This window comes from Mucilaginibacter hurinus (assembly GCF_003324525.1).
Lineage (GTDB): Bacteria > Bacteroidota > Bacteroidia > Sphingobacteriales > Sphingobacteriaceae > Mucilaginibacter > Mucilaginibacter hurinus.
The window spans coordinates 22,642-47,907 of the sequence record NZ_QGDC01000004.1; the positions used below are offsets into that span (position 1 = coordinate 22,642).

The window sequence follows — 25,266 nt, forward strand, 5'->3', positions numbered from 1 at the left end:
GGTTGCGAATGTTATAACTTTAGTGACACGCACCCACCTTGAGCTACTAGTTAAATATATACCTTATGCCTAACTGCCCCTGCCACCTGGAAGCAAGATCAGCAATATCATACCCTTTAGAATTGGTGCGACTATAATTGAACCCTTTGCTTGACGTTACCGAAATTAGCGAAACAGCCTGACTGGCGGTAAAATAAGATCTGCCCCAGTTTTTGTTCAGCAGATTACCCACGTTGAACACATCCAGCGTAAGTTGGAGAGCATTCTTTTTGCCTTTAACCAGTGCACCGATATCTTGTGTAATACGTATATCTACATGGTGCTCCCACGGTGTAGTGGCTTCATTACGACCTGCATATCGCCCTTTGTTTTTACTAAGATAAGGGTCTTCAGCAATAAATTTTTCAAGGCTGGCCCATTGCTGTTGTGCAGTTGCAATGATAGCTCCCGTTTTTGAATTGACTATGTCCTGCAGGTTTATCTGACTGGAGTTTGCGGGCACAAATAACAAATCATTGTTAAACCGTCCGTCGCCATTTAAATCACCATTATATAAATAGGTGTATGGTGTACCTGAAAAACCTGCGTAAAACAGGGCTATACCTGTGGCAAATTGTTTACTGCGGCCATAGCTGATTTTATATCCGCCGCTTGCCATTATGCGATGGCGTACTTCGTAAAAAGAGGTAGCTAACGGCAAATTGTTAGGGCCGTTTACGTTTTGCACATATTCCCAATTAGAAAGTGCTGTACTGCTTATACCGGAGTTGATGTCTTCTGAACGGCCATAGGTGTAAGCAATGACGGCATTTAAACCTGAATCAAACGTTTTTTGCAATTGCGCCGTAACACTATAAGTATATCCGCGATTAGTGTTTTCCAGATAAATAACATTTGTGTACGATGAATCAATTTTGTTTTTATTTGATATGTTATATAACGGGCGGGTGTCGGCGCCATTACTGTAGGTTTGGTCAATGCTTGCGGCGGATGGTTTAAGATTTATATCGCGGTAACTTACGTTGTTGATAGTTTTTGAATATATACCCTCTATAGTACCGATAATGCCGTACGGTAATTTGAAATCTGCGGCCAGGTTAAAGCGTGCTACCTGGGGCATCCTGAAGTTATTGTCAACCGCGTTTATTTCCGTAGTCGGTACAGCGCCTCCCACATTTTTTTGCTTGTTGATATCGGTCTCCAAACCGTTTCCGCCATTAATGTTGTTTCTTACATCTACTGTTCCTAACACCATGCCGTTGTTAATAAATTGGTTTGCCATCCATACAAACGGCACACGGCCTGTAAAAACACCTGCTCCGCCGCGTAGTTGTACGGCCCTGTCGCCCGTGATATTATAATTGAAACCTACACGCGGCGACCATAAAACATCACCGCCCGGCAACCTGTCCGTACGGACACCGGGAAACGAACCCGTAACCCTGCTGTTAAATGCTGGCTTATCACTTATCAGCGGCACATCTGCACGTAAGCCCAACGTAAGCCTGAAGCCTTGGAAGGCGTCAAACTCATCTTGTACGTAGAAACCTAATTGCACCGCGTTAAACCTGGCCGAGGGCGTAGCAACGTTGGTTAAAGAATAAGTTGCCCTGGCGCGTTCAGGCTTATCAGCACAATAATCAGCCAGGCTGGCAAAGTCCCAACGACCGTTCAGGTTATTCACGAATACATTATCAAACCGGAAAAACTCATTATGTGTACCAATGGTAAACGTGTGCTTACCGGTAAAATATTTAAAGTTATTGGTTAGTTCAAAAATATCCTGGTTCACCACATTAGCAACCGAACTCCTGTCTGAACCTAAGAACACGCTATTTGACGACACGCCGTTAAGGTTTTTTATTTCTATTTGCGGAAAAAGTTCGCCGGCTGTTTGCCGCCTGTCCCGTATAACTGAGTAGCCAATGATGAGGTTATTGGAAAAAACATCTGAAAAATTGCTACGTAATTCGGCCACCGTTACATTTTGGTTATTACGGATTGTGTACATGTTATTACCAAAAGAAAAATATGCACCCGAGCGATTTAACACCTCATCAAAGGCAGATACATAATTATGACGCAAAGCCAGCTGGTGCTTTTCTGTGATATTCCAATCCAGTTTGATAAAAACCTTATTATTTTGCCGCTGTAAGTTAACCCCACCGTAACCACCCGCATCATAGCCATATTTTTTTAGCGTAAAATCTGTTATTTCCCTTGCGATTTCTTCAGACAAGGCTGCCCCTGCTTCTCCGGCATTGTACGCCACTGGCGCATCCCTGCGACCGAGCTCACCGTTAATGAAAAAAAAGAGCTTGTTTTTAACAACGGGCCCACCTACCCTAAAACCAAATTGGTTATCAGTAAAATTTGGATAACGGCTATTAGTTAGCGTACCGGCACCAACAAGCCGCTGGCTTTTTCCAAAAAAATAAGCCGAGCCATGTACCTCATTGTTACCAGAGCGTGTTATGGCGTTAACGCCACCGCCGGTAAAATTTCCGTATGACACATCGTAAGGGGCAAGTACTACCTGTATCTCTTGTATGGCGTCCAGCGAAATAGGCTGCGTGCCGGCAAGACCGCCGGGGGTACCGGTTTGCGAAAGGCCGAACACATCGTTATTTACAGCACCATCAACGGTGATATTATTAAACCTGTTACTCGCCCCCATAAATGAGCTTCCGTTAGCCTGCGGCGTTAAGCGGGTAAAGTCTTGCAAAGAACGCGACAGTGTGGGCAAACCTTCCAGTTGCGCACGGCTGATACTGGTTGAGGGGCCGGTATGCCTGCTGTTCATAATTATATCCTTGCGGCCCGTAATATTAATCTGGTTCAGGTTTACATTGTTTTGCACTAGCCTGGCGTCAAGCGGGTACAGTTCACCTAACTTTATACTAATATCTGTTACTACCAAGGGTGCGTAACCAATAAAAGAAACTTCAATAATATAAGGCCCGCCCACGCGCATGTTAGGTATAGTATATCTACCTGCTGCGTTTGCGGCGCTACTGTAAATTGTGCCGCTTGGCTGGTGCTTTGCTTTGATGGTTGCCCCGGCCAAAGCCCCCCCGCTGTCGTCACTGATGGTCCCGGTTAATGAGCTAGTTGTTACCTGTGCTGTAGCGTTAATTGCAAAAAAGAAACTGAGTATAAAAAGTAGCCTGTTCTTCATAAAGCTGATGCTAGCTGCAACCCCCAGCTAACCCTGTATTAAATTAAAGTGATGCCTGGAAAATTAAAACATTTACCACAGGTAATAAGCATTGCGGCGTTAATTAAGGCTACCGTAAAAGTAATACTAATTGGCACATTAAACGCTGCTTAACTTAATTAAAACTATATAACACCTAATGTAATTACTTAAGCAAGCACCTAATCTATTTTACCATTTCAGCGTATTTACTTAGCTTTGGCACACATTATCAAAAAATCATCAATAAGATATGAATTACGATGTAATTATTATAGGATCGGGCCCGGGTGGTTATGTAGCGGCTATACGCGCTTCGCAATTAGGCTTAAAGGTAGCCATTGTTGAAAAAGAAGCGTTGGGTGGCATATGCCTTAACTGGGGTTGTATACCAACCAAGGCTCTGCTTAAAAGCGCGCAGGTGTTTGAATACTTACAACACGCCGGCGATTACGGTATCAAAGTGGACGGCGGCGAAGCCGACTTTGCAGCAGTGGTAAAACGTAGTCGTAGCGTAGCAGATGGCATGAGCAAGGGCGTTCAGTTTTTGATGAAGAAAAACAAGATTGACGTTATTATGGGTTTTGGTAAGCTGAAAGGCAAAGGCAGCGTTGAAGTTAAAGATGCCGACGGCAAAACCAATACATACACAGCCAAACACATTATATTAGCTACAGGGGGCCGCTCGCGCGAGTTACCAAGCCTTAAACAGGATGGCAAAAAGATAATAGGATATCGCCAGGCAATGTCATTGCCAACACAGCCAAAGTCAATGGTTGTGGTTGGTTCGGGCGCTATTGGCATTGAGTTCGCCTATTTTTATAACGCCCTGGGTACCAAGGTAACGGTAGTAGAATTTTTACCAGTTGTTGTGCCTCTGGAAGATGAAGAGGTATCAAAGCAGTTGGAACGCAGCCTTAAAAAACAAGGTATCGATATTATGCTGAACTCGACCGTTGAGTCTGTTGATGCATCAGGCGATCTCTGCAAGGTGAACATTAAAACCGAAAAAGGCAACCAGGTTGTTGAAGCTGAAATAGTATTGTCTGCCGTAGGTATTGCCACAAACCTTGAAGGTATAGGTTTGGAAGAAGCAGGTGTAAAAACCGATAAAGGCAAAGTACTGGTTGACGACTTTTACAAAACAAATGTTGAAGGCGTTTATGCTATTGGCGATATTGTTAAAGGACAGGCTTTAGCACATGTGGCATCAGCAGAAGGTATTATATGTGTTGAAAAGATTGCAGGCCATCACCCTGAGCCGCTTAATTATAATAATATACCGGGCTGTACTTATTGCACACCTGAAGTAGCTTCAGTAGGTTACACCGAAAAAGCAGCCAAAGACGCTGGTTACGAAATCAAAGTTGGTAAGTTCCCTTTCTCGGCGTCGGGCAAAGCAAGTGCCGCAGGTGCTAAAGACGGATTTGTAAAACTGGTATTTGATGCCAAATACGGTGAGATACTAGGCGCCCACATGATAGGTTATAACGTTACCGAAATGATAGCCGAAATTGTGGTAGCACGCAAACTGGAGGCTACAGGGCACGAGCTGATTAAATCAGTACACCCCCATCCAACCATCAGCGAGGCTATTATGGAAGCCGCTGCTGCAGCTTATGGCGAGGTGATACACATATAAGCAAACTATTTGTATTAAATAGAGTTTTTTTAATAGCCTTCACTTAGCAAGGCTATTTTTTTTACCATTTAATACAATTTTTATGCATTGGATCTTATTAATTATTGCCGGTATTTTTGAAGTAGGTTTTACAACATCGCTAAAATTATCTGAGGGTTTTTCAAATTGGAAGTGGGCGGCATCATTTGTTGCTTGTGTTATTATCAGCTTCATATTATTAACTAAAGCTACAGCTAAAATACCGCTGGGTACAGCTTATGCTATTTGGTCAGGTATCGGAGCTGTGGGCACCGTGCTTGTGGGAATATACTATTTTGAAGAAGACGCAAATTTTTGGAGGCTTTTTTTTATCGGCACCCTTATACTATCTATAGTTGGATTGAAGTTAGTAACTACTGATGCCAAAGACGACCCGGGCAAACCGGAAACTACTACTGTAATAAATTAGCCTGTTATTGGTTAAGGCCTCTGAATAGTATATTTGCTTGTACTTACTATGAATTTACATACTATCAACACGGGCTTTTTTAAACTCGACGGGGGTGCCATGTTTGGCGTAGTGCCTAAATCAATTTGGCAAAAAACAAACCCGGCCGACGATAAAAACCTGTGTACATGGGCCTTACGATGCCTACTTATAGAGGATGGCAACCGCCTGATATTGATTGATACCGGTACGGGAAATAAACAGGACGAAAAGTTTTTCAGTCATTATCATCTGCATGGCCCGTCAATGGATGAATCACTTTTAGTCAAAGGCTTTCACCGTGATGACATTACCGATGTATTTTTAACGCATCTCCACTTTGATCATGTGGGCGGCGCTGTAGCACGCCAGGGTAATGTGCTGCTGCCGGCGTTTAAAAATGCCGTGTATTGGAGCAATCGCCAGCATTGGGATTGGGCATATACGCCTAACGACCGGGAAAAGGCCTCGTTTTTGAAAGAAAACTTTGTGCCTTTGCAGGAAAGCGGGCACTTAAGGTTTATCGATAATGATGATGGTGCAAAATTTGCGCCGGGTATTGACGTAACGTTTGTATACGGACACACGGATGCGCAAATGCTGCCACTGATAGACTACAAAGGGCGTAAAGTGTTGTACATGGCAGACTTACTGCCATCAGTTGGACATTTGCCTATTCCCTATGTAATGGGATATGACATGTTCCCGCTTAAAACTATGGAAGAGAAAAAAAAGATATTAGCTGAAGCCCTGGAAAATGATTATATTTTGTACTTTGAGCACGATGCTGTTAACGAGTGCTGTACCTTGCAAAAAACCGAAAAAGGGATACGCGTAAACGAAATTTTTAGCTTACAAGATATATAACTTACTTATTATATAATTTTTGTGTAAATATCAAGGTGCTACCTCATTTTTGAGAACAAATTTGTACCTTTGCACGTTCAAATCTGAAATAATATCGAGGTTTATAAAATAAATGAGACAACTCAAGATAACACAATCCATTACCAACCGGGAGTCGCAGTCGCTTGACAAGTATCTCCACGAAATTGGTAAGGTTGACCTGATCACAGCCGAAGAAGAAGTAATACTTGCACAAAAAATAAGGGAAGGCGACCAGGCCGCTTTGGAACGCTTAACTAAAACAAACCTGCGTTTCGTTGTATCGGTAGCTAAACAATATCAAAATCAGGGCTTAACCCTGGGCGACTTAATAAACGAAGGTAACCTGGGTTTGATAAAGGCTGCAAAGCGTTTTGATGAAACCAAAGGTTTTAAATTTATTTCGTACGCTGTATGGTGGATCCGTCAGTCGATACTTCAGGCAATTGCTGAGCAATCACGTATTGTACGTTTGCCGCTGAACCAGGTAGGGTCTTTAAGTAAAATCAGCAAAGCTTTCTCAAAACTCGAGCAGGAATATGAGCGCGAGCCGTCGCCGGAAGAACTTGCTGATATATTAGAGACTACCGTCGACAAAATATCAGATACATTAAGTAATTCAGGCCGTCATGTATCAATGGATGCGCCGTTTGTACAAGGTGAAGAAAACACCTTACTAGACGTACTGGAAAACCACGAACCTAACACCGACTCAATACTTATAAATGAGTCGTTATCTGAAGAAATAAAACGTTCACTATCTACTTTAACAGAGCGTGAGCGCGAAATCATTGTATTGTTCTTCGGCTTAGGCACTAATCACCCGTTATCCTTAGAGGAAATAGGTGAGAAATTCAATCTTACACGTGAACGGGTAAGGCAGATAAAGGATAAGGCGCTGCAGAGATTGCGGCATACTTCAAGAAGTAAAATTCTGAAATCATATTTAGGTTAGCCATGAAAAGCCTTTCCAAATTTGGGAAGGCTTTTTTGTTTGGTACCATTCCGTGTTCATAGTCGGCGCTGACATTCTTCACGTCATTACCACATTAGCTTTTTGTAGCTTATCAAATAATGAGTAGACTATATTACCTGATTAAGATGTTTGTAAAAACAACTTTAAGTATGTTGAGTACCTTAAACTACTAGTACATAAATTCCTGAAATCTTTATCAGGTATTTTCTTACATTGTGTAACATTAACACCATCAACACCGTCTTATTGGTATTCAACTTAACAATGCATAAGGCTTGCACATATTTTATCAGCTTTTTACTGGCTATGGCCAGTTGCTTGCAAGCCAATGCTCATAAAGTTAAGGTAGGCGGCGCGGAAATTGATGTGTTATACTATGAGCCAGACCCCGACCCGGAAACCTATGGTGACTTTAAAACGCTGGTGGTACCTATTAAAAGAGCGGGTAACCTGCTTATTGTGGAGGCAAAGATTGACAGCCTTACGGGCAACTTTGTATTGGATACCGGCGCGCCCCACCTGGTGCTCAATGCTACTTATTTCAGGGATATGCCGCGTATATCTGACCATCAATCGGGCGGAATCAACGGCGAGGTAGCCAACACCTTTAAAACCGAGGTGACGGGTTTCTCGATACTCGACCTGTCATACAGGCGCTTACGGGCCGATGTTACTGATCTTTCAGCTATTGAAAACGGCCGGAACATCAAGATATTCGGTTTGCTGGGCACCCGGATGTTCTCAAAATTTGCTATAACTGTTGATATTTTTCAAAACGTATTATACATCCATAAGCTCGACGAAACCGGAGCTATCCCTGCTGCTGAACAGGTGTACCATGATCCTTATTTGAAAACATCATTTAAATTGATGAATGATGTTATTTTTTTAAAAGGCAATATTAACAGCACACACGATATGTGGTTTGCGTTTGATACCGGCGCGGAAATAAACCTTATGGACTACCGTAAGTCAAAAAAACTTGCTGAGAAAATGGAGATACTCAGCACGTCAAAGTTAACCGGTGTAGGTAATAATCCTTCGTTGCAAATTATATACGCCCGTTTTGATAATCTGTTAGTAGGCGATCGCGTTTTTATGAAAAACCGGGTTATGCTTACCAACCTTGACAATATGGGCAAAGCTTACGGCCATTCGGTAGACGGTATATTGGGTTACGATTTTTTTATGCGGGGAATTTTCACAGTAAATTTTGTGAAAAAGGAATTTGAAATGTATACTTATAAATTATGAAACTGACCAGGCATATCATTATTGCAATGCTGCTGCTTTTATGCGGCATTGTTGCGTATGCCCAGCAGAGTAACCTTATAGCAGCGAAAGATGAATTGGTGTTGCTTATTGACCTCCGATCCTCAAAGCCAAATCTTTTTAACGTGCTCACGCGGGCGGGCGTACAGGGATCAAACAATACACAGGTGTTAAAGGGAAATTTTTCATCATTATATAACGCCGGCTGGAAACTTAAGGCTAAGCAGAAATATGTGTTGCAGTTTACCAAGCCTATAACAGTAAATACCGACCGGGTGCCTGCTAAGCCGTACCTGATCACCATGAGTGTAAAGCAAACCGAGGGACGGCCCGGTTACCCGGCAAATGTAGCATATGGGGTAAATAAGTTTTCGCGGGTAACTGTATGGGAATTGCCTACCGGCGTTACCCGCTTTTTTTTGCCGGGCAATGCTAAAGCCCGTAAGGTACAGTTATCAGGCAGTTTTAACAGCTGGACCACGTCAAAAGGCATGATGACCAAAACGGATAGCGGTTGGATAAGTGATATTAAGCTGCGCCCGGGCATATATGCTTATAAATTTATCATCAACGGGCATTGGATACATGACACTAACAATGCTTTAAGCGAACACGATGGCCATAGTGGCTTTAACTCTATTTACTATCGTTACAATTATACTTTTAAATTACAGGGTGAAACGTCGGCCAGCCGCGTTACCGTTGCAGGCAGCTTTAACAAATGGAACGCCGGTGAAATACCATTAACCAAAAAAAGCGACTACTGGCAAGCCAGCCTGTACCTGCATGACGGTATGGTACTATACCGCTTTAATGTAGATGGCCGTTGGGTAGCCGATCCGGCAAATCCTACCAAAATAAAAGATGATAAAGGCAATACCAATTCAGTGATAAAGCTGGGCGAAATAGCTACTTTTCAGCTAAACGGTTATGACGATGCCCGTAAAGTTTGCGTTGCAGGCAGCTTCAATAATTGGAAACCTGATAATTTATATCTTAAACGTGTAAATGACACCTGGGTATCTCCACTTATACTAACCCCGGGTAATTATGGATACAAATTTATTGTTGATGGCAAGTGGATTACCGACCCTGCCAACACCTGTTACCAGGTTGAAGGTGGCGAAACTAATTCTTTTGTTGCCGTTAAACCAAACCACACATTCAGGTTGAGGGGATACAACAACGCCCGTACCGTACGCGTGACCGGCACCTTTAATAACTGGAATGAAGACCAATACATTATGGGCCGCAAGGGTGATGAATGGGTTATGAGCATGAAACTGCCCGAAGGCAAGGTGCTCTACAAATACATAGTTGACGGCAACTGGATGCTCGACCCCGGCAACAAGCTTTGGGAACCTAATGAGCACAATACAGGCAATTCAATTATTTGGGTTGACGGTAATAATTAATATACTTACGCAATGAAAATTCCTGTTTACCAGGCTGATGCCTTTACCGATAAATTATTTGGCGGCAACCCCGCAGCTGTATGCCCTTTAAACGAATGGCTGCCAGACGATTTAATGCAAAAGATAGCCACTGAGAACAACCTGGCCGAAACCGCCTTTTTTGTAAAAACCGATACCGGCTATAAATTACGCTGGTTTACACCCGAGTACGAGATTGACTTGTGCGGGCACGCCACGCTGGCCAGTGCACATATACTGTTTACTGAACTTGGTTTTACTGGTGACACTATATATTTTGAAACCGTAAAAGCAGGCACCCTCACGGTTAAAAGAGATGGTGACAAGTATAGCATGGACTTTCCTTCAAGATTGGTTGCCCCAGCTGAAATGCCTGAACATTTACTTGACGCACTGGGCGGCAAAGAGCCTGTGGCGGTTTTAAAATCGCGTGATTACTTCCTGGTTTACGAAAACGAGCAGGACATTCTGGATATACAGCCCGATTTTTCTTTGTTGGCTAAGGTGAATACGCTTGGTGTAATTGTTACCGCGCCGGGTACATCAGCCGATTTCGTTTCACGCTTTTTCGCACCATCAGCAGGTATAAACGAGGACCCGGTGACGGGTTCGGCACATTGTAATCTGATACCATACTGGGCAGATAAGCTTGGTAAAACAAAACTCCACGCCTATCAATTATCAGCGCGTAAAGGTGAATTATGGTGCGAGTTGCAAGGCGACAGGGTTTTAATGGCGGGTAAGGCGGTTACATTTTTGAAGGGTGAGATATTTGTTTGATGCGAAGAATTTAGATGAGAGTTTATATGCTTACGAGCTAAATACTGCTATTTACTTACACCAATATCTTTAGAACAGAGGGAGAATTGCGTTCGTTCTTATCTCCTTATCATACAAGCCACCCAGTATCCCCTCACGTATCGCTTATAAATTCCACTTTTCTTTTAAATTACATTATCTACTAATTGAACTCGCTTAATACTAAGCTTGCGCCTTTCCTGCTTCGTCTTTTACCTTTCCGCCTTAAATTAGTATATTTCACCTTTAGATAACAACTTAACATTTCCTCCTGCGGGGGATAAAAGAATGCAGCTTACACGGTTAGAGATTAAGGGTTTTAAAAGCTTTGGCGATAAGATCACCATCAACTTTGATGATGGCGTTACCGGCATAGTGGGTCCTAACGGCTGCGGCAAGTCTAACGTCGTCGATTCTATCCGCTGGGTATTGGGCGAGCAGAGCACTCGTGCTTTACGGTCTGAAAAGATGGAGAACATCATTTTTAACGGCACTAAAACCCGTAAAGCCGCTAATCTTGCCGAGGTGTCGCTAACGTTCGACAACACCAGGAACGTCCTCCCTACCGAATTTACCCAGGTAACCATAACTCGAAAACTATACCGCACCGGCGACAGTGAGTACCGCCTGAATGATGTGCAATGTCGTTTAAAAGACATTACGGACCTTTTTCTTGACACCGGTATTGGCGCCGACTCCTACTCTATCATTGAATTAAAAATGATAGATGAGATCATTACCAATAAAGAAGGTTCGCGGCGCAACCTGTTTGAGGAAGCATCGGGGATATCAAAATACAAACTGCGCAAAAAGCAAACCTTTAATAAGCTAAAAGATACCGAGGCTGACCTGGAACGCGTGCAGGATTTACTTTACGAAATAGAAAAAAACCTGAAGACACTCGAAAACCAGGCCAAGAAAACCGAACGTTACTATAAACTTCGTGAACAGTACAAAACACTTAGTGTTGCGCTGGCTTCGTTTCGCATTGCGTCATTTAGTGAGTCGTTAGCAAAAATTGAAGAACAGGAGCAAAAACATCGTGAAGAAAAATCAGGTATAGTTAGCCAGATTGATAAGCTGGAAGCGGTTATTCAGCAGCAAAAGCTGGATAGCGTAACCCGCGAAAAGAATCTGTCGATACAGCAGAAGGCTACTAATGAGTATGTAACCAAAATACGCGCTTACGAAAGCGAAAAGAAAATAAAGAACGAACAGCTAAAATTTCAGCAAGATAAAGAGTCGCGGTTGAATGAGGAGTTGGAGCGCGACCGCAACCAGCTTAACCATGTATTGTACAATGTGAAGCGCCTGGCCGAAGAAAAAGCGCAGGAGGATGAGAATTTGCTGGGTTTGCAAAACCGTGTTACCGAAATGAAGCAGGTAGTTGACGACTTACGCGACCAGCAGACCAATGCCCGCAATGCGTTAAACGAGCTAACCAGCATCAATAACCGTTTACAAAACCAGGTATACAAGGCCGAGAAGGATCTTGAGATAATGGACATACAGCAGCAGGCGCTTGAACAGGAAAGCCTGCGTAACATGGAAGATGCCAGTAATAAAGAAAACGAACTGACACACTTTAACGAAGCTGTTGCCGGCCTGCAAACCAAGGTGGACGCGTTAGAGAATGAATACCGCCTTACTGTTGAATTTGAAACTAAATTACAGCAGCAAATAGCCACGGCAGAAAAAAATATAATTGAATTAAGAGAGTCGCTAACGATTGACGCGCGTAAGCTGGATGCCCGGCAAAATGAGTACAACCTGACTAAAAGCATGGTAGACAACCTGGAAGGGTTTCCGGAATCTATACGCATGCTAAAAAAAAACACCGACTGGGCAAAAAACGCACCCTTGTTTAGTGACGTGTTGTTTTGCCGTGAAGAATACCGCGTTGCGATTGAAAACTACCTGGAGCCGTTAATGAACTACTACGTTGTTGACAGCTACAGCGAAGCCATTAAAGGCATTAGTTTGTTAAGTAACGCGTCGGGTGGCAGGGCGCAGTTTTTTATATTGAACCATTATGATAGTAAAGCTTCGCCGGGGATAGCCTACGCAGATAGCGGCCGTATACCCGCCTTATCAGTAATAGAAGTGGATAAGCGTTATCAGCCATTGTGTAATCACTTGTTAAATAACGTTTATATAATTACTGATGAAAAAGAATTGAATGATAGCGAATTGCCGGCAGATATAGTTTTGCTGGCTAAAAGCGGCAAGTTCAATAAGTCAAAACATACTATGGCCGGCGGATCAGTTGGATTATTTGAGGGTAAACGTATTGGAAGAGCCAAAAATCTAGATATTCTGCAGAAGGAGATTAAAGCGCTTGACACAAGGGTAACCGCATCGCGTGCACAATTGGATGTACTGCTAAATACGGTAGCATCACTAAAAGTGGCCGGCAAAGCGAATGAAATAAAACGGCAGGAACGGGAACTAAATCAGCTGAACACTGAACTTATAACTATTAAGACGCGGCAGGAACAATATCAAACATTTATTGAAAACAGCCTGAACCGAAAAGAAGACATTGCCAAAAAAATAACTACTATAACTGAAGAAAAGCTGGCATTACAGCCGGAATTGGCTGAACTTAAACTTCAAAAGCTGGAACAGGGTGAATTGCTGGTTGAAAAGCAAGCTGAATTTACCGAACTAACCGAGCTTGTTACGGTGCGCTCTAATGCGTATAACCAGGAAAACATTCGCTTTCACCAGCAGCAAAATAAGGTTTCGGGATTGGTAAAGGACCTGGAATACCGCGAGTCGCAGCAAGAGAATCTCGAAACGCGAATAAGCCAAAACACGGCAGAGCTTGAAAAGGTAAAAGTTGCCATACATGAAAATTTGCAGCAAACCGGCCACAGCGATGACGACCTGTTGGCCATGTATGAGCAGAAGGAATTATTAGAGAAATCTACCCAGGAAGCTGAACAGGAATATTACACCTGGCGCGGTAAAATTGCTGAAGGTGAAAACGAAATATCTACCCTCAGACGTAAAAAGGACAATGCCGAAGTAATTGAAAACGAGTTAAAAGACGAGCGTAACAATTTGAAAATTGAGTTAAACGCGATGAAAGAACGGCTGTCGGTAGAGTTTAACGTGTATATAGAGGATCTGCTGTCGGCCGAAGGTCCTCAAGACGAAGATGAAGCTGCCTTACGCGAAAAAACCGAAAAACTAAAAAAGCAGCTTGACGATTTTGGCGCTATTAACCCGATGGCTGTTGAGGCTTATAATGAGATGAATGAACGCTACGAATTTATCCAGTCTCAAAAGCGCGACCTCTCGGATGCGAAGGCATCGTTGCTGGCTACTATACAGGAAATTGACGATACGGCACGCGATAAGTTTATGTCGGCATTTACACAGGTGCGTGAAAACTTTATTAAAGTGTTCCGGTCGTTGTTTAATGAAGAAGACTCTTGCGACCTGATACTTACCGATCCGCAGAAACCGCTTGAATCAGACATAGATATTATTGCGCGCCCCAAAGGCAAACGTCCACTATCTATAAATCAATTGTCGGGCGGCGAAAAAACGCTTACGGCTACCGCAATATTATTCTCGCTTTACCTGCTTAAACCCGCCCCCTTCTGTATTTTTGATGAAGTAGACGCGCCGCTGGACGACACCAATATCGACAAGTTTAATAATATCATCCGTACCTTCTCTAAAGATTCGCAGTTCATCATTGTATCGCACAACAAACGCACCATTGCCAGCACCGATGTAATTTACGGCGTAACTATGGTTGAACAGGGTATATCAAGAGTTGTCGCGGTTGATTTGCGTGAACTGGCTGATTAGTCGTATTAACCGCCTCATCAGCCAGCGCTTATCCGCAAAATTATATAGCTATTTAGGCACATTAAAAATAGTTCCCCTGAAGCGGCGATGCTTATCTACCTTCAAACCAAGTTCACGAAATTCTGCGATAGACTGCATGCGTTTGCCCGCCATCCTTTTCGAATCTGTTGCCGGCGCCGGGAAACTCCCCGTATTTATGTAGGTTAAAGCTGCGGCAAGTGAAGTCTCGCTGATGTCGCCGAAATCTTTAGTGACATCCTCAAAGGTCAATCTCCCGGGGAATTCAGGTGATCCCGGAAGCATTCCTTCATAAAATTCACTCTTTCCTAATGAATTTTGTCCTGCAACCTGTACCAGGTACAGGTGATATTTATCCAAATTGATGCGCCAAAATCCTACAGGCTTACCGTACGTACGTTCCCCAACAATTTTCACGTCCATGTGTGGCAACAGATTATTAATTACCGACTCACTCGCCGAGGCCGTACCACCTGTAACAATAAACACCACCTTTTGGGGACTAAGTGTTTTCTGCTTATCAAAATAAACACGGTTATATTCAGGCTTAAACGCATCAAGAGGCACCTCATTATTAAACGCACGCTCATTCAATAATGGAAATTTACCGGCTTGGAGATTTGCGTTAAATATGTCAGTAGTCATTAATGCGCCATCTTTTGCCGGAGGCACTATCAGGTTAGCTAAGTAGTCGGACGTATTGCTGTAACCACCGCCATTATATCGTAAATCTACAACGAGGTCGGTAACTCCTTTGCTTATGAAATGATCAAAAGCCTGATCTAACTTTGGTTTGGCATTTCTATCTTTCTCGGTAAAGCTGTTAAATACTATATATCCTACTTTTTTTTCACCGGTATTAATCACTTTGTAAGTCAACACCGGATTTATTGGATATGCGCTTTCAACAAGTTTTGCCTCATGTATTGTACCGTCAGATCGCTGCCAGGTAATTTCCATTGTATTTCGATAATAGAAAGCATCTATAAGTGCAGTAACATTAGCTTCCACATCGTCGTCCCACTCGGTGTGGCCGTTCAACTTAATAATCTTATCGCCACGTTTAATGCCGGCATTATCCGCAGGCGAGCCCGCATATACATACTTTACATAAACATTCTGATTATCAGCGTACCTTGGTTCCATTCCGTAATCTTTTCCTTCACCACCAAGTTCACCTGAGGTTGCACCGTCATCTATGAATGAATATTTTGATAAACCAGGCTGAAGTTTGTAATACTCAAAGGGATTACCAGTGGATGGATTTATTTTGTACTGTGATAGTGCGTCAATTTCTGCCTGCAATGCAGCTATTTCTGTAGAACCATTAAAGGACCGCGGTTTAAACTTGCCATAGGCAGGTACTGCGTCATACCATAAATAGCTTTCTTTCGCGTGCAAAAAAATAGAATCCTTAATTTTTTGGACCCTTGTACCTGTAGCCGGTATTTGATCTTTATCAACATCATCGACATCGGGCGCAGGGTTATTTTTTTTACAGGCGCTTACCACAGCAGCAACTAACAACGCAAAAACATATAGATTTTTCTTCATCTGAGGTATTTAGGATTTTAATTAAAGGGCAATGTACGTAATAAAGGTTTAAGTTATAAAAAATCCTTCGATTTAACATAATCTATCCCGGCCGCCTCTGCACAGTTCCGGTCGATATCACTATCTCCAATCATTACTATGTCCCTGCGGTTAATATTTTGATCTTTAATCAATTGGTCAATGGCGTCAGGCTCGGGTTTGGCCCGTATCTCATCGGCAAAATAGCAAACCAAATATGGTTCCAGGCCATTCCATTCAATGTGTTTGATTTTATTAAGCTGCTGTTGCGGATTGCCATTTGTAACGATGAATATTTTCTTCCGGTCCACTACTATGTCCTGCATCAGGTTAAGCATGTTTTGATAAAGCAACAGCTTAAGCGGCGGTTTAGCAGTAAGCAGCATCTCATTAAAATTTAGGCGATACTTTTCGTCGACATTAAATTTTTCCTGCAATGCGTTAAATACAGCCTCATTTCCGCTTTCCTGATAAGTGCTGGTCATTAGGTTTACCATAGCTTTTGCATCCCACAATTCAGTATACTCTAACATGTTTGCAAACAGGTAATATACCTGGAACAGGTAATCCTTTTCAGGGTACAAAACATTATCCAGTTCAAAAATAAAAGCCGTTTTCTGCCCGTCTATATCACTGTATCTCATTAACTGAAATATTTATACCGTATTCTATAAATAATTGCTTCGCTTCCACCAGCGCCTCCGCCTCGGCCTCGCGTACCGGGTGTAATGATTTTATATCGTGGTCAAGGCAAAGTGTTAGCATCTCATGAGCGTAACTTGCTGATTGAGGATTGGGCAGGCGCAGCATTTTACCGGATTTTATCATAAACTCTGGTAAATCAAGGTAATCACCCAAAATCACCTCATCCGGGTTCATACTGCTTTTAAGGCGATGCGCTTCGGCAGTTGTAGCAGCAGTTATTAAAGTGAATGCCATACCAGTGCTATTGTACTATCAAGCCATCTTTCATCAAAATTTTACGATTTGATAAAGCCGCCAGATCTTCATTATGGGTAACTATTACAAATGTTTGATTAAACTCGTCGCGCAGTCTAACAAATAACTCATGCAGCTCACGTGCATTGCTTGAGTCGAGATTGCCGGATGGTTCGTCGGCAAATATAAGTGCCGGCTCGTTAACAAGCGCGCGGGCTACCGCTACACGCTGCTGCTCACCGCCCGAAAGTTGATTGGGCTTATGCTTAAGCCTGTCTGCCAGGCCTAACAAATCAAGTAATTCTTTTGCCTTTTTTTCGGCCTGTTGCTTTGGCTTGCCCGCGATGAATGCTGGTATGCACACATTTTCAAGAGCATCAAATTCAACAAGCAGGTGGTGAAACTGAAATATAAAACCAATTTTATGGTTGCGAAAAGCACTCAGATTTTTGTTATTAAGTTTGCTTACTTCCGTCTCGTTAATAAAAATCCTTCCGGAATCAGGTTTATCCAGCGTGCCCAGTATATTAAGCAGCGAGCTTTTGCCTGCACCCGATGCGCCTACAATGGTCACTATCTCACCCTTGCTTACTTCAAGATCCACACCTTTTAGTATGTGCAGTTGCCCGTATGATTTATGGATAGATTCCGCTTTAAGCATGGCGGTAAAATTAGTATTTTTTAACAACAACTGGCTAGTTACCATGATTGATTACGAGCGTAATTGATATTTTGCGGAGGACGCGTTACCAGGTAATTGCTTTTTTACCTGAACACCCTAATAAACTTAATTAACAACTCAACTAAAAACCAAAAAAAATGTAGCTTTACCGCAAATACTATAAAAAGACATGAATATTCACGAATACCAGGGTAAAGCCATATTAAAAAGCTTCGGCGTACGTGTACAGGAAGGCATTGTTGCCGACACTGTTGAACAGGCTGTTGCAGCTGCACAAAAGCTTAAGGAAGATTATAACTCAAGCTGGGTAGTTGTTAAGGCGCAGATACATGCAGGTGGCCGCGGTAAGGGCGGCGGTGTAAAGCTTGCAAAAAACATTGATGAGGTAAAAGAGAAAGCAGGTCAGATAATAGGCATGCAGTTAGTTACCCCACAAACCGGCCCCGAAGGTAAAAAGGTAAATAAGGTATTGATAGCCGAGGATGTATACTATCCGGGTGATAGCGAAACCAAGGAATTTTATGTAAGCGTACTGCTTGATCGTGCCAGAGGCCGTAATATTATAATGTATTCAACCGAGGGTGGTATGGATATAGAGCATGTAGCTGAAACCACTCCCGAAAAGATATTCAAAGAAGAAATTGACCCTAAGGTTGGCCTGCAAGGCTTCCAGGCACGTAAAATAGCGTTTAACCTTGGCCTGTCAGGCGATGCGTTTAAAGACATGACCAAGTTTATCACTGCGCTTTACAAAGCTTACATGGCCACTGATTCGTCAATGTTTGAAATAAACCCTGTGCTTAAAACTTCTGACAATAAAATTTTAGCCGTTGACGCAAAGGTAAACCTTGATGAAAACGCTTTATACCGTCACCCGGATTATGCAGCGCTGCGCGATGTTACCGAGGAAGATCCGACTGAGGTTGAAGCCGGCAAATCAAACCTTAACTATGTTAAACTTGATGGCAACGTAGGTTGTATGGTTAACGGCGCCGGTTTGGCGATGGCCACTATGGATATCATTAAACTGGCCGGCGGCGAACCTGCTAACTTCCTTGACGTTGGCGGTACCGCTAACGCGCAAACCGTTAAAGCCGGATTTAATATTATTTTGTCTGATCCTAACGTTAAGGCCATCCTGATAAACATATTCGGCGGTATTGTTCGCTGCGACCGTGTTGCACAAGGAGTTATAGATGCTTATAACGAAATTGGTAATATACCTGTTCCTATCATAGTACGTTTACAAGGCACTAACGCTGCCGAAGCTAAAGAACTTATTGATAATTCGGGCCTTAAGGTATACTCGGCAATTCTTTTAAAAGAAGCTGCCGACCGCGTGAAAGAAGTATTGGCGAAATAGCCTGCTATTATTCTGCACCTTAATAAATACGGTCCTAAAGTTATACTTTAGGACCGTATTTATTTCATTACAGGCCCTCGCCAGATGGCGCCGGCTGTGCTTCGGTAATCGGTTTTGGAGTTCCAAAATTTGGTGTTCCGTCTTCATTCCACCTAAAGGGCTGCATCCTGGTGCTTCTCGACCCACCGCACCCCTGCCCCGCCGCAGCGTTAGCATGATAGATTATCCAGTCTTCTTTGCCGTCAGGCGATTTAAAGAAACCATTGTGTCCCGGAGCAAACACCGAGTTAGCTATATTCTTCTGGAATACCGGCGTCGAATTTTTCGTCCAGCTATCCTGTTGCAAGGGATCGGTGCCGGTGAGTTTCATCATGCCTAATTTGTACTCGTCCGTCCAGCAGCCCGAAGCTGAATATATCAGGAACACATCACCCGCGGCATTCTTCAATATTTCCGGGCCCTCATTAACCAGTCCCACTTTTTCCCAGTCATAAGTAGGCTCAGATATCATATGTCTTTCGCCGGTTATTGTCCATGGATTTGACATTTCGGCTATATAAAGTTGTTGGATACCCGACTGCGAGCCGTTTTGAAAACGCCAGCCCGACCATATAAAATAACGCTTGCCCTCGTGCTCAAACACAGTACCATCAATAGCCCATATGTCGCTCGGATCGGTAATTTTGCCCTTTAAAGTCCATGTACCCATTGTAGGATCATCGGACGGATTTTCGATAACATACATTCGGTGGTTGCCATCGTTTCCGTTGTCAGCGGCTACATAAATGTACCATTTGCCATCAAGGTAATGCATTTCGGGCGCCCATAAGTTATTGGAATACATCTGGCCTTTTGGGGGCGTCCAGGCCACCCTGCTCCAGGTACTTTTCAGCTTCGACATCCTTTTGGTTTTCCATATCTGCACATCACCGCCGGTAGTTTTTGTATAGTAATACCAGCCGTTTCGCTGCACTACCCACGGATCAGCCCCGCTGCCCATTACCGGGTTATTAAATAACCGCTGGATGAACCATTGCTGTGAAGCATCGCCCGACGTAACTTCCTGCGTAATAATAGCTCCATTACCAGCCTCCGGGTTATTCAGTGAAACAACCAATCCGTTTTTATTAGTAACGCTATAAAGCTGACCGGGATTTGCAGACGTTATTTTCCATAACTGCGCATCAACGCCGGTGTAGGTGCTTTGTATCAATTGCGTTCCGGCATTGTCCTCGGGCGATGTGAGCGCCTTTCCACTTCCGAGGTTAATAATCTTATACCAATTGCCGGTTACCCTGTATGCAGTCCACTTTTGGCTGCTTAAACTCATCCAATCCATTTGTTCAACAAGTGCGCCGTCATCTGCCGATGAGTCGCCGATATCAATTACCCTGCCGGATTGGATGGCTGAAGAAACCTGTCCTGAATAAGCTGTTGGCGGCGGAGTTGCCCCTAACCGTTTCTCATTTATCTCTTTGGAATTGCTTGCCGACTGTTTAGCGCTTTCACTTTTCCGGCATGACAGGAGCATGAATAATAAGCATCCGAGTGCTATACAGCATTTTTTAACGTTCTTCATGATGGTTTATAATTTAGAATGTCAGACAGACAATTTCTATCAATTATACAAAAACAATTTTAAACCACCATTAAGCTGCCGCTAATGTAATCACTGCCAAAACCTCACAAACCGGCCAGCTTAATGCCAGATGCTTTAAGATCTTCCAAAATTGTTTCCTGAAGGGCAAGTTTGGTATCCTGGAAGCCATGTGCGTCAACCCAAACGTTTATACCTAGTTTATAACCGTTTTCTTCAAGAACGGCAACACCGATTCGTCGCTCAGGATTTTTGAGTATATGTTCTGATTTATCAATGGCCGCGTTAATAACTGACTTTACCTGCTGTATATCTATTGCATTACCAAACTTCATCTCTATGTCCAGACGTCGGTTACCCTCACGGCTAATGTTGATGATTACTTCGTTAGACAGTTTGCTGTTAGGAACTATTACAGAGCGGTTATCAAAAGTGCGCACCATAGTGTAAAATATTTGAATGGAAGTAACCGTACCTTCCAACCCCTGCGTAATGATATTATCACCTACTGAAAAAGGCTTGAGCAACAAAATAAGTATGCCGCTGGCAAAATTTTGCAGTGTACCGGAAAGTGCCAGGCCGGCTGCTACGCCGAAAGCGCCAATGATGGCTGCAAACAGCGTCATGCGTACACCTATTACCTGCATTACACCAAGTATAAGCAACACCCGGAGGGCAACAGCTATAAGGCTTGTAAAAAAAGGCTTTAAGGAAGCGTCAAAATCGCGCTTTTGCATGCCTGATTTGGACCACCTGACGATTAAGTTAATTAACCAGAAACCGACTATTAATAAAACTATTCCTATAAGTATACGTGGACCAAAAGTGATAATCCAATCATAGACCTTGTTATAAAACTTTTCTATATCCATAAAATGACCTGGTTACCGTTTTTTTAAAACGCAATAACCCGGGCCAGGTTTTAACAAGCGCTGTTGTATTACTATTTTTTTATAACAGCGCTAAACTTATACGAACCGGCACCAACTTCATAAACTACCCGCCCCCCTTCCGCGCCGAGCAATTTTACACCGTCAGCCTTGCTGGCGCGGCCACTTCCCTCATATACATCTTCTTCAGATTTAGCTGGTACGTATATTTTTGCCGTTGTGTTGGCAGGCACAGTTATATTCCAGGTAAAGCTTCCGTTTTTTATTTCCCATTCGCTTCTTATCCATCCATATGGTGATTTGTGCGACGCCTTCACAAAAGTCAGATCGGCAACTGGCGTAGGTTTCATAATAATCTTTTTAAATCCGGGGGTATTGGCATCAGGCTTAATACCGGCCAGGTCCTCAAAATACCATATAACCAAATCGCCTAACAGCATTACATGATTACCGGAATTCATGAAAGGGTCCGCAGTATTGCCGTTCCACAGTTCCCAGATGGTAGTGGCCCCGTTTTCAACCATGTAGCCCCAACCCGGATAATCTTTATTGGTAGCCAGCTTATACGCCACATCCGGCCGGCCCATATGCGTAAGTGTGCGCATCAGAAACTGTACACCAATTAGTCCGGTGCTTACGTGGCCGTTAAAGTCCCTCATAGTTGTGTTTACCATGTTGTTAAACACCGCCTGGCGTGACTTACCGGGCGTCAGCCCAAAAAACAGAGACAACCCATTTGTGGTGGCTGTATTATTTGTATAAGCGTTTCTCTTTATATCAAAAAAACGCGCGTTATAAGCTTTTTTAATATTGGCTTGCAAATTCGCGTATTCGCCGGCATCTTTCATGTTGTTATTTAACCGGGCAAAACGCTCCATAATTCCGCATAAATGGTAATAGTATGCTGTGCTTAAAACCGCGCCATCGGATTTTCTCTTTGGATCTTTGCTCATTATAATGGAAGGATCGTCAGGTGGAACGCACCAGTCCCCATACTGATCAAATTCTATGATATAATTTGTCATACGTTTGTTCCTGATAAAGTCCATCCACTTGTTCATTGAAGCATAATGCTGTATCAGCGGCTCACGGTTTCCAAACTGTTCATATAACATATTGGCGATGATAATATAGGCAGCGGGCCATGTTATATTATCAGTATTAAGCTGCCAATATGATGGTGCCACGTCAGGTATGCTACCGCTGTCTGTTTGAGCATCGTTTATATCCCGTAGCCATTTGGCGTATAACGGGGCATTGTTAAAAAGATAGCTTTCTCCGCGCGATCCGGTAGCACGGTCGCCTAACCACCCCTGCCGTTCATCGCGCTGCGGGCAGTCAGTCGGAATGCTTCTGTAATTGCCTTTAATTCCCCATTTAGCATTATTAAATATTTTATTGATTACGGCGTTTGATGTAACGAATGTACCGCCCTCTTCAAGCGCGTCGTGCACAACCATGCCCGTAATAGCATCCAGGCTTGGCTTGCCGGGATAACCGCGCACCTCAACATACCTGAAACCGTGATAAACAAAGCGCGGCTGCCAGCTTTCAATGCCGATGCCTTTTAGTGTATAAGCATCGGTTACTTTGGCGGTGCGTATAGGCGCCAGGTTCAGGTTACTATCAGGTTTCAGCACTTCGGCAAAACGCATGGCTACCTTTTGGCCTCTTTTTCCCTGCACTTTTAAGTTTACCCAGCCAACCATGTTCTGCCCCATATCAAAAATAAACACGCCAGGGGCACGCTCAAACACTGCTATGGGTTTTACTTTATTCATTACTTTAATAGGCGGGGTCATCTGGGCGCTAAGTTGTAAAGCGCCTGGCTTTACATGTCGCGCATTTTGCCATTCTTTGTCGTTGTATCCTGCTTCGCTCCATCCCGTTAATTCTTTAGTCGCATCGTACTCTTCGCCGTCAAATTCATTATTGGTAATGATAGGCCCCTGGTTAGTTAGCTTCCAGTCGGTATCGGTATATATTGTTTGGTGTGTGCCGTCGGTATACTCAATAGCTATCTGCCCTATTGCCTTTGGCATCCCGTAATGGGTTAATTTGGTAATAAAATTATTGTCATAATATACCGGAACAGGTTTTACACGTACACCTACAAAGCGGCCGTTGCCCAGCAGTATGCCAAATGCATTACGCCCCTGCTTTATATCGTTAGTAACATCATAGGTGGTGTACCATGCCCGCTTTGGATATTCGGCCAGGGCCGGCGACAGTACTGCATCGCCAATTTTTTTGCCATTTATATATAACTCTGATAAACCAAGCCCACACAAGTAAGCAGTTGCCGCTTTAACCTTCTTTAACGAAGCAAAATCTTTTCGCAGATACCGGGCGGATACACGTGTGTAAACTGCATTGACGTTATCACCAGGCATTGGCTCATCATTGCCTATCCATTTGCCTTTCCAATCAGAGGTATCCAATAATCCCACAGACCAGGTAGCGACACTACTCCATCCCGATTCTTCGCCCGTATTGTTCCATAGCTTTACCTTCCAAAAATAGCGGCCGCCTGATTGCAGCGGCATTCCATTGTAACGAATATTTATGCTGCTGTCTGATTCTATTTTTCCACTATCCCATATATCCCCGGCGTCCTTATTAAGCTTATTTATTGAGCTTGATACCAAAATGCGGTATGCGTGCTGCATAAAACCTCGCGTTTGTGATGAGGAGATCCAACTTAAACGCGGCTTGATAACGTCTATCCCTAACGGATCTTTTAAATATTCACAGGTTAAATTCTCAGGAACCGCTTGTGGTGTGGTGTACTGCCGGCATCCGGCTAGCAGATAAACAATTCCGGCGCATACTCCCAGCAGTTTTAAAGTTTTTGACAGCATAGTATTATAATTGGTGGAAGCTAAGTTGATAAAATTTACCCGCCGATACAAGATGTAGATTTGCAGTATGGTGTACTTACTTATGTTATGTATCAAAAAAATGAAATAAGCTAACACAATGAATATAAAGTTAACCAGTTTAAAGCAAGCGGCATTATTTTAGGTTTACAATAGCATAATTTTAAATCTCAGTCAGAAATGACAGCTTATTTTTACCCGGAAGAACAACAAAATGCTTTTTTTGGCTAACAATCTTGTTACATTTTAACACATTTGAGATATAAACGGAAAATAGTTAACATTTTTTTTATCAATTATCTAAAATTTTACAAATTGAATTGATAATCGAATAAAATATTACTAACTTCGCAATGAAGGTTATGTTAAAACGACTTGTTTACATATTTGTACTTGCCTGGCTTATCATCGTATCAGCAGGGTTAATTAGCGCCGATATTTTACAAGGCAACAATCAATCTCGTCAAGCTCAATCAAAACCAGTTTCATCAGTTTGCGCTGAAGAAGCTTCTTACCATGAGGATTCACCTGAATCTCGTGACAGTAAGGCACGGAGCACCCGGAACCGCATGCGCTTTTTAGCGGGCAGGTCTGTTGATGTTAGTGCTTTATTACCCTATTATCAACTCGTGCCGGGTTATTTGCCGGTGCATATAAAACAGCTCTATAAAAAATTTATAGTTCGGCCGGCTGCTCTTCCGGCGTATTACGCGTTTTTGTTCCGGCTTAGTCCATTTTAAGGTTCATTTTTTTTCTGCAGTATACCCTTGCGGTATGCAAGTTCTTTTGTCTTTATAATGTGGTACGCTGTAAATGCCGTACTGTTCAACTGG

18 protein-coding genes are annotated in these 25,266 nt (G+C 43.0%); 10 read left to right on the forward strand and 8 right to left on the reverse strand.

The genetic code is table 11. The features are described from left to right. Positions 1-46: 46 nt before the first annotated feature. Positions 47-3,178, reverse strand: a complete 3,132-nt coding sequence (locus DJ568_RS07805; protein WP_114004710.1) for a TonB-dependent receptor — start codon at positions 3,176-3,178, stop codon at positions 47-49. 271 nt (positions 3,179-3,449) lie between these two features. Here DJ568_RS07805 and lpdA point away from each other — a divergent pair, with 271 nt between their 5' ends. The 8 genes from lpdA (at position 3,450) to smc (ending at position 14,493) form a co-directional block, all read left to right on the forward strand. Further along, the gene (lpdA, locus tag DJ568_RS07810; RefSeq protein WP_114004711.1) at positions 3,450-4,838 is read left to right on the forward strand and encodes a dihydrolipoyl dehydrogenase; all 1,389 of its coding nucleotides are present in this window, start codon (positions 3,450-3,452) and stop codon (positions 4,836-4,838) included. A gap of 82 nt (positions 4,839-4,920) precedes the next feature. Continuing rightward, positions 4,921-5,286, forward strand: coding sequence for a DMT family transporter (locus tag DJ568_RS07815; RefSeq protein ID WP_114004712.1), 366 nt, complete (start codon positions 4,921-4,923; stop codon positions 5,284-5,286). Between the two features lie 48 nt (positions 5,287-5,334). Next, positions 5,335-6,171 (forward strand): MBL fold metallo-hydrolase, encoded by an 837-nt coding sequence (locus DJ568_RS07820; protein WP_114004713.1) that lies wholly within the window; start codon positions 5,335-5,337, stop codon positions 6,169-6,171. A gap of 112 nt (positions 6,172-6,283) precedes the next feature. After that, on the forward strand, positions 6,284-7,144 hold the full coding sequence (locus tag DJ568_RS07825; RefSeq protein WP_114004714.1) for a sigma-70 family RNA polymerase sigma factor: 861 nt from the start codon (positions 6,284-6,286) through the stop codon (positions 7,142-7,144). A 285-nt stretch (positions 7,145-7,429) separates the two neighbouring features. After that, positions 7,430-8,419 (forward strand): aspartyl protease family protein, encoded by a 990-nt coding sequence (locus DJ568_RS07830; RefSeq protein ID WP_114004715.1) that lies wholly within the window; start codon positions 7,430-7,432, stop codon positions 8,417-8,419. Further along, positions 8,416-9,852, forward strand: a complete 1,437-nt coding sequence (locus tag DJ568_RS07835; RefSeq protein WP_114004716.1) for a glycogen-binding domain-containing protein — start codon at positions 8,416-8,418, stop codon at positions 9,850-9,852. Before DJ568_RS07830 ends, DJ568_RS07835 begins: the two co-directional genes overlap by 4 nt. Positions 9,853-9,864: 12 nt before the next feature. Beyond that, entirely contained in the window at positions 9,865-10,650 is a 786-nt protein-coding gene (locus DJ568_RS07840) for a PhzF family phenazine biosynthesis protein (RefSeq protein ID WP_114004717.1), read from the forward strand. A 306-nt stretch (positions 10,651-10,956) separates the two neighbouring features. Beyond that, complete coding sequence (smc, locus tag DJ568_RS07845; protein WP_114004718.1) at positions 10,957-14,493, forward strand: chromosome segregation protein SMC; 3,537 nt, start codon at positions 10,957-10,959, stop codon at positions 14,491-14,493. 48 nt (positions 14,494-14,541) lie between these two features. Here the strand turns inward: smc and DJ568_RS07850 are convergent, their stop codons facing one another. Genes DJ568_RS07850 through DJ568_RS07865 form a run of 4 tightly spaced genes read right to left on the reverse strand, consistent with a single transcriptional unit; the run spans position 14,542 to position 17,683 of the window. Next, complete coding sequence (locus DJ568_RS07850; RefSeq protein ID WP_114004719.1) at positions 14,542-16,065, reverse strand: S41 family peptidase; 1,524 nt, start codon at positions 16,063-16,065, stop codon at positions 14,542-14,544. A gap of 53 nt (positions 16,066-16,118) precedes the next feature. Next, entirely contained in the window at positions 16,119-16,727 is a 609-nt protein-coding gene (locus DJ568_RS07855; protein ID WP_114004720.1) for an HAD family hydrolase, read from the reverse strand. Further along, entirely contained in the window at positions 16,714-17,022 is a 309-nt protein-coding gene (locus DJ568_RS07860) for a hypothetical protein (protein ID WP_114004721.1), read from the reverse strand. Before DJ568_RS07860 ends, DJ568_RS07855 begins: the two co-directional genes overlap by 14 nt. Positions 17,023-17,029: 7 nt before the next feature. Beyond that, on the reverse strand, positions 17,030-17,683 hold the full coding sequence (locus tag DJ568_RS07865) for an ABC transporter ATP-binding protein (RefSeq protein WP_114005007.1): 654 nt from the start codon (positions 17,681-17,683) through the stop codon (positions 17,030-17,032). Between the two features lie 190 nt (positions 17,684-17,873). Between DJ568_RS07865 and sucC the strand changes: the two genes are divergently transcribed. Continuing rightward, positions 17,874-19,067, forward strand: a complete 1,194-nt coding sequence (gene sucC / locus DJ568_RS07870) for an ADP-forming succinate--CoA ligase subunit beta (protein ID WP_114004722.1) — start codon at positions 17,874-17,876, stop codon at positions 19,065-19,067. Between the two features lie 67 nt (positions 19,068-19,134). Here the strand turns inward: sucC and DJ568_RS07875 are convergent, their stop codons facing one another. The 3 genes from DJ568_RS07875 to DJ568_RS07885 all read right to left on the reverse strand — a co-directional run bounded on the left by DJ568_RS07875 (position 19,135) and on the right by DJ568_RS07885 (position 24,415). Continuing rightward, positions 19,135-20,646, reverse strand: a complete 1,512-nt coding sequence (locus DJ568_RS07875; protein ID WP_114004723.1) for a family 43 glycosylhydrolase — start codon at positions 20,644-20,646, stop codon at positions 19,135-19,137. A 104-nt stretch (positions 20,647-20,750) separates the two neighbouring features. Next, positions 20,751-21,536 (reverse strand): mechanosensitive ion channel family protein, encoded by a 786-nt coding sequence (locus DJ568_RS07880; protein ID WP_114004724.1) that lies wholly within the window; start codon positions 21,534-21,536, stop codon positions 20,751-20,753. Positions 21,537-21,607: 71 nt separating this feature from the next. Next, complete coding sequence (locus tag DJ568_RS07885; protein WP_147238728.1) at positions 21,608-24,415, reverse strand: glycoside hydrolase family 78 protein; 2,808 nt, start codon at positions 24,413-24,415, stop codon at positions 21,608-21,610. Between the two features lie 371 nt (positions 24,416-24,786). Here DJ568_RS07885 and DJ568_RS07890 point away from each other — a divergent pair, with 371 nt between their 5' ends. Further along, positions 24,787-25,173 carry a hypothetical protein gene (locus DJ568_RS07890; RefSeq protein ID WP_114004726.1) on the forward strand — a complete coding sequence of 129 codons (387 nt, stop codon included), beginning with the start codon at positions 24,787-24,789 and terminating at the stop codon, positions 25,171-25,173. Positions 25,174-25,266: the final 93 nt, after the last annotated feature.

Excerpts from the sequence above, each read along its gene's own strand:
- DJ568_RS07815 (WP_114004712.1), top strand. The coding sequence starts at position 4,921 with ATGCATTGGATCTTATTAATTATTGCCGGTATTTTTGAAGTAGGTTTT.
- DJ568_RS07805 (WP_114004710.1), bottom strand. The coding sequence starts at position 3,178 with ATGAAGAACAGGCTACTTTTTATACTCAGTTTCTTTTTTGCAATTAAC.
- DJ568_RS07820 (WP_114004713.1), top strand. The coding sequence starts at position 5,335 with ATGAATTTACATACTATCAACACGGGCTTTTTTAAACTCGACGGGGGT.
- DJ568_RS07860 (WP_114004721.1), bottom strand. The coding sequence starts at position 17,022 with ATGGCATTCACTTTAATAACTGCTGCTACAACTGCCGAAGCGCATCGC.
- DJ568_RS07825 (WP_114004714.1), top strand. The coding sequence starts at position 6,284 with ATGAGACAACTCAAGATAACACAATCCATTACCAACCGGGAGTCGCAG.
- DJ568_RS07830 (WP_114004715.1), top strand. The coding sequence starts at position 7,430 with ATGCATAAGGCTTGCACATATTTTATCAGCTTTTTACTGGCTATGGCC.
- DJ568_RS07855 (WP_114004720.1), bottom strand. The coding sequence starts at position 16,727 with ATGAGATACAGTGATATAGACGGGCAGAAAACGGCTTTTATTTTTGAA.
- DJ568_RS07840 (WP_114004717.1), top strand. The coding sequence starts at position 9,865 with ATGAAAATTCCTGTTTACCAGGCTGATGCCTTTACCGATAAATTATTT.
- lpdA (WP_114004711.1), top strand. The coding sequence starts at position 3,450 with ATGAATTACGATGTAATTATTATAGGATCGGGCCCGGGTGGTTATGTA.
- DJ568_RS07880 (WP_114004724.1), bottom strand. The coding sequence starts at position 21,536 with ATGGATATAGAAAAGTTTTATAACAAGGTCTATGATTGGATTATCACT.
- DJ568_RS07865 (WP_114005007.1), bottom strand. The coding sequence starts at position 17,683 with ATGCTTAAAGCGGAATCTATCCATAAATCATACGGGCAACTGCACATA.
- DJ568_RS07885 (WP_147238728.1), bottom strand. The coding sequence starts at position 24,415 with ATGCTGTCAAAAACTTTAAAACTGCTGGGAGTATGCGCCGGAATTGTT.
- DJ568_RS07835 (WP_114004716.1), top strand. The coding sequence starts at position 8,416 with ATGAAACTGACCAGGCATATCATTATTGCAATGCTGCTGCTTTTATGC.
- DJ568_RS07890 (WP_114004726.1), top strand. The coding sequence starts at position 24,787 with ATGAAGGTTATGTTAAAACGACTTGTTTACATATTTGTACTTGCCTGG.
- sucC (WP_114004722.1), top strand. The coding sequence starts at position 17,874 with ATGAATATTCACGAATACCAGGGTAAAGCCATATTAAAAAGCTTCGGC.
- DJ568_RS07850 (WP_114004719.1), bottom strand. The coding sequence starts at position 16,065 with ATGAAGAAAAATCTATATGTTTTTGCGTTGTTAGTTGCTGCTGTGGTA.
- smc (WP_114004718.1), top strand. The coding sequence starts at position 10,957 with ATGCAGCTTACACGGTTAGAGATTAAGGGTTTTAAAAGCTTTGGCGAT.
- DJ568_RS07875 (WP_114004723.1), bottom strand. The coding sequence starts at position 20,646 with ATGAAGAACGTTAAAAAATGCTGTATAGCACTCGGATGCTTATTATTC.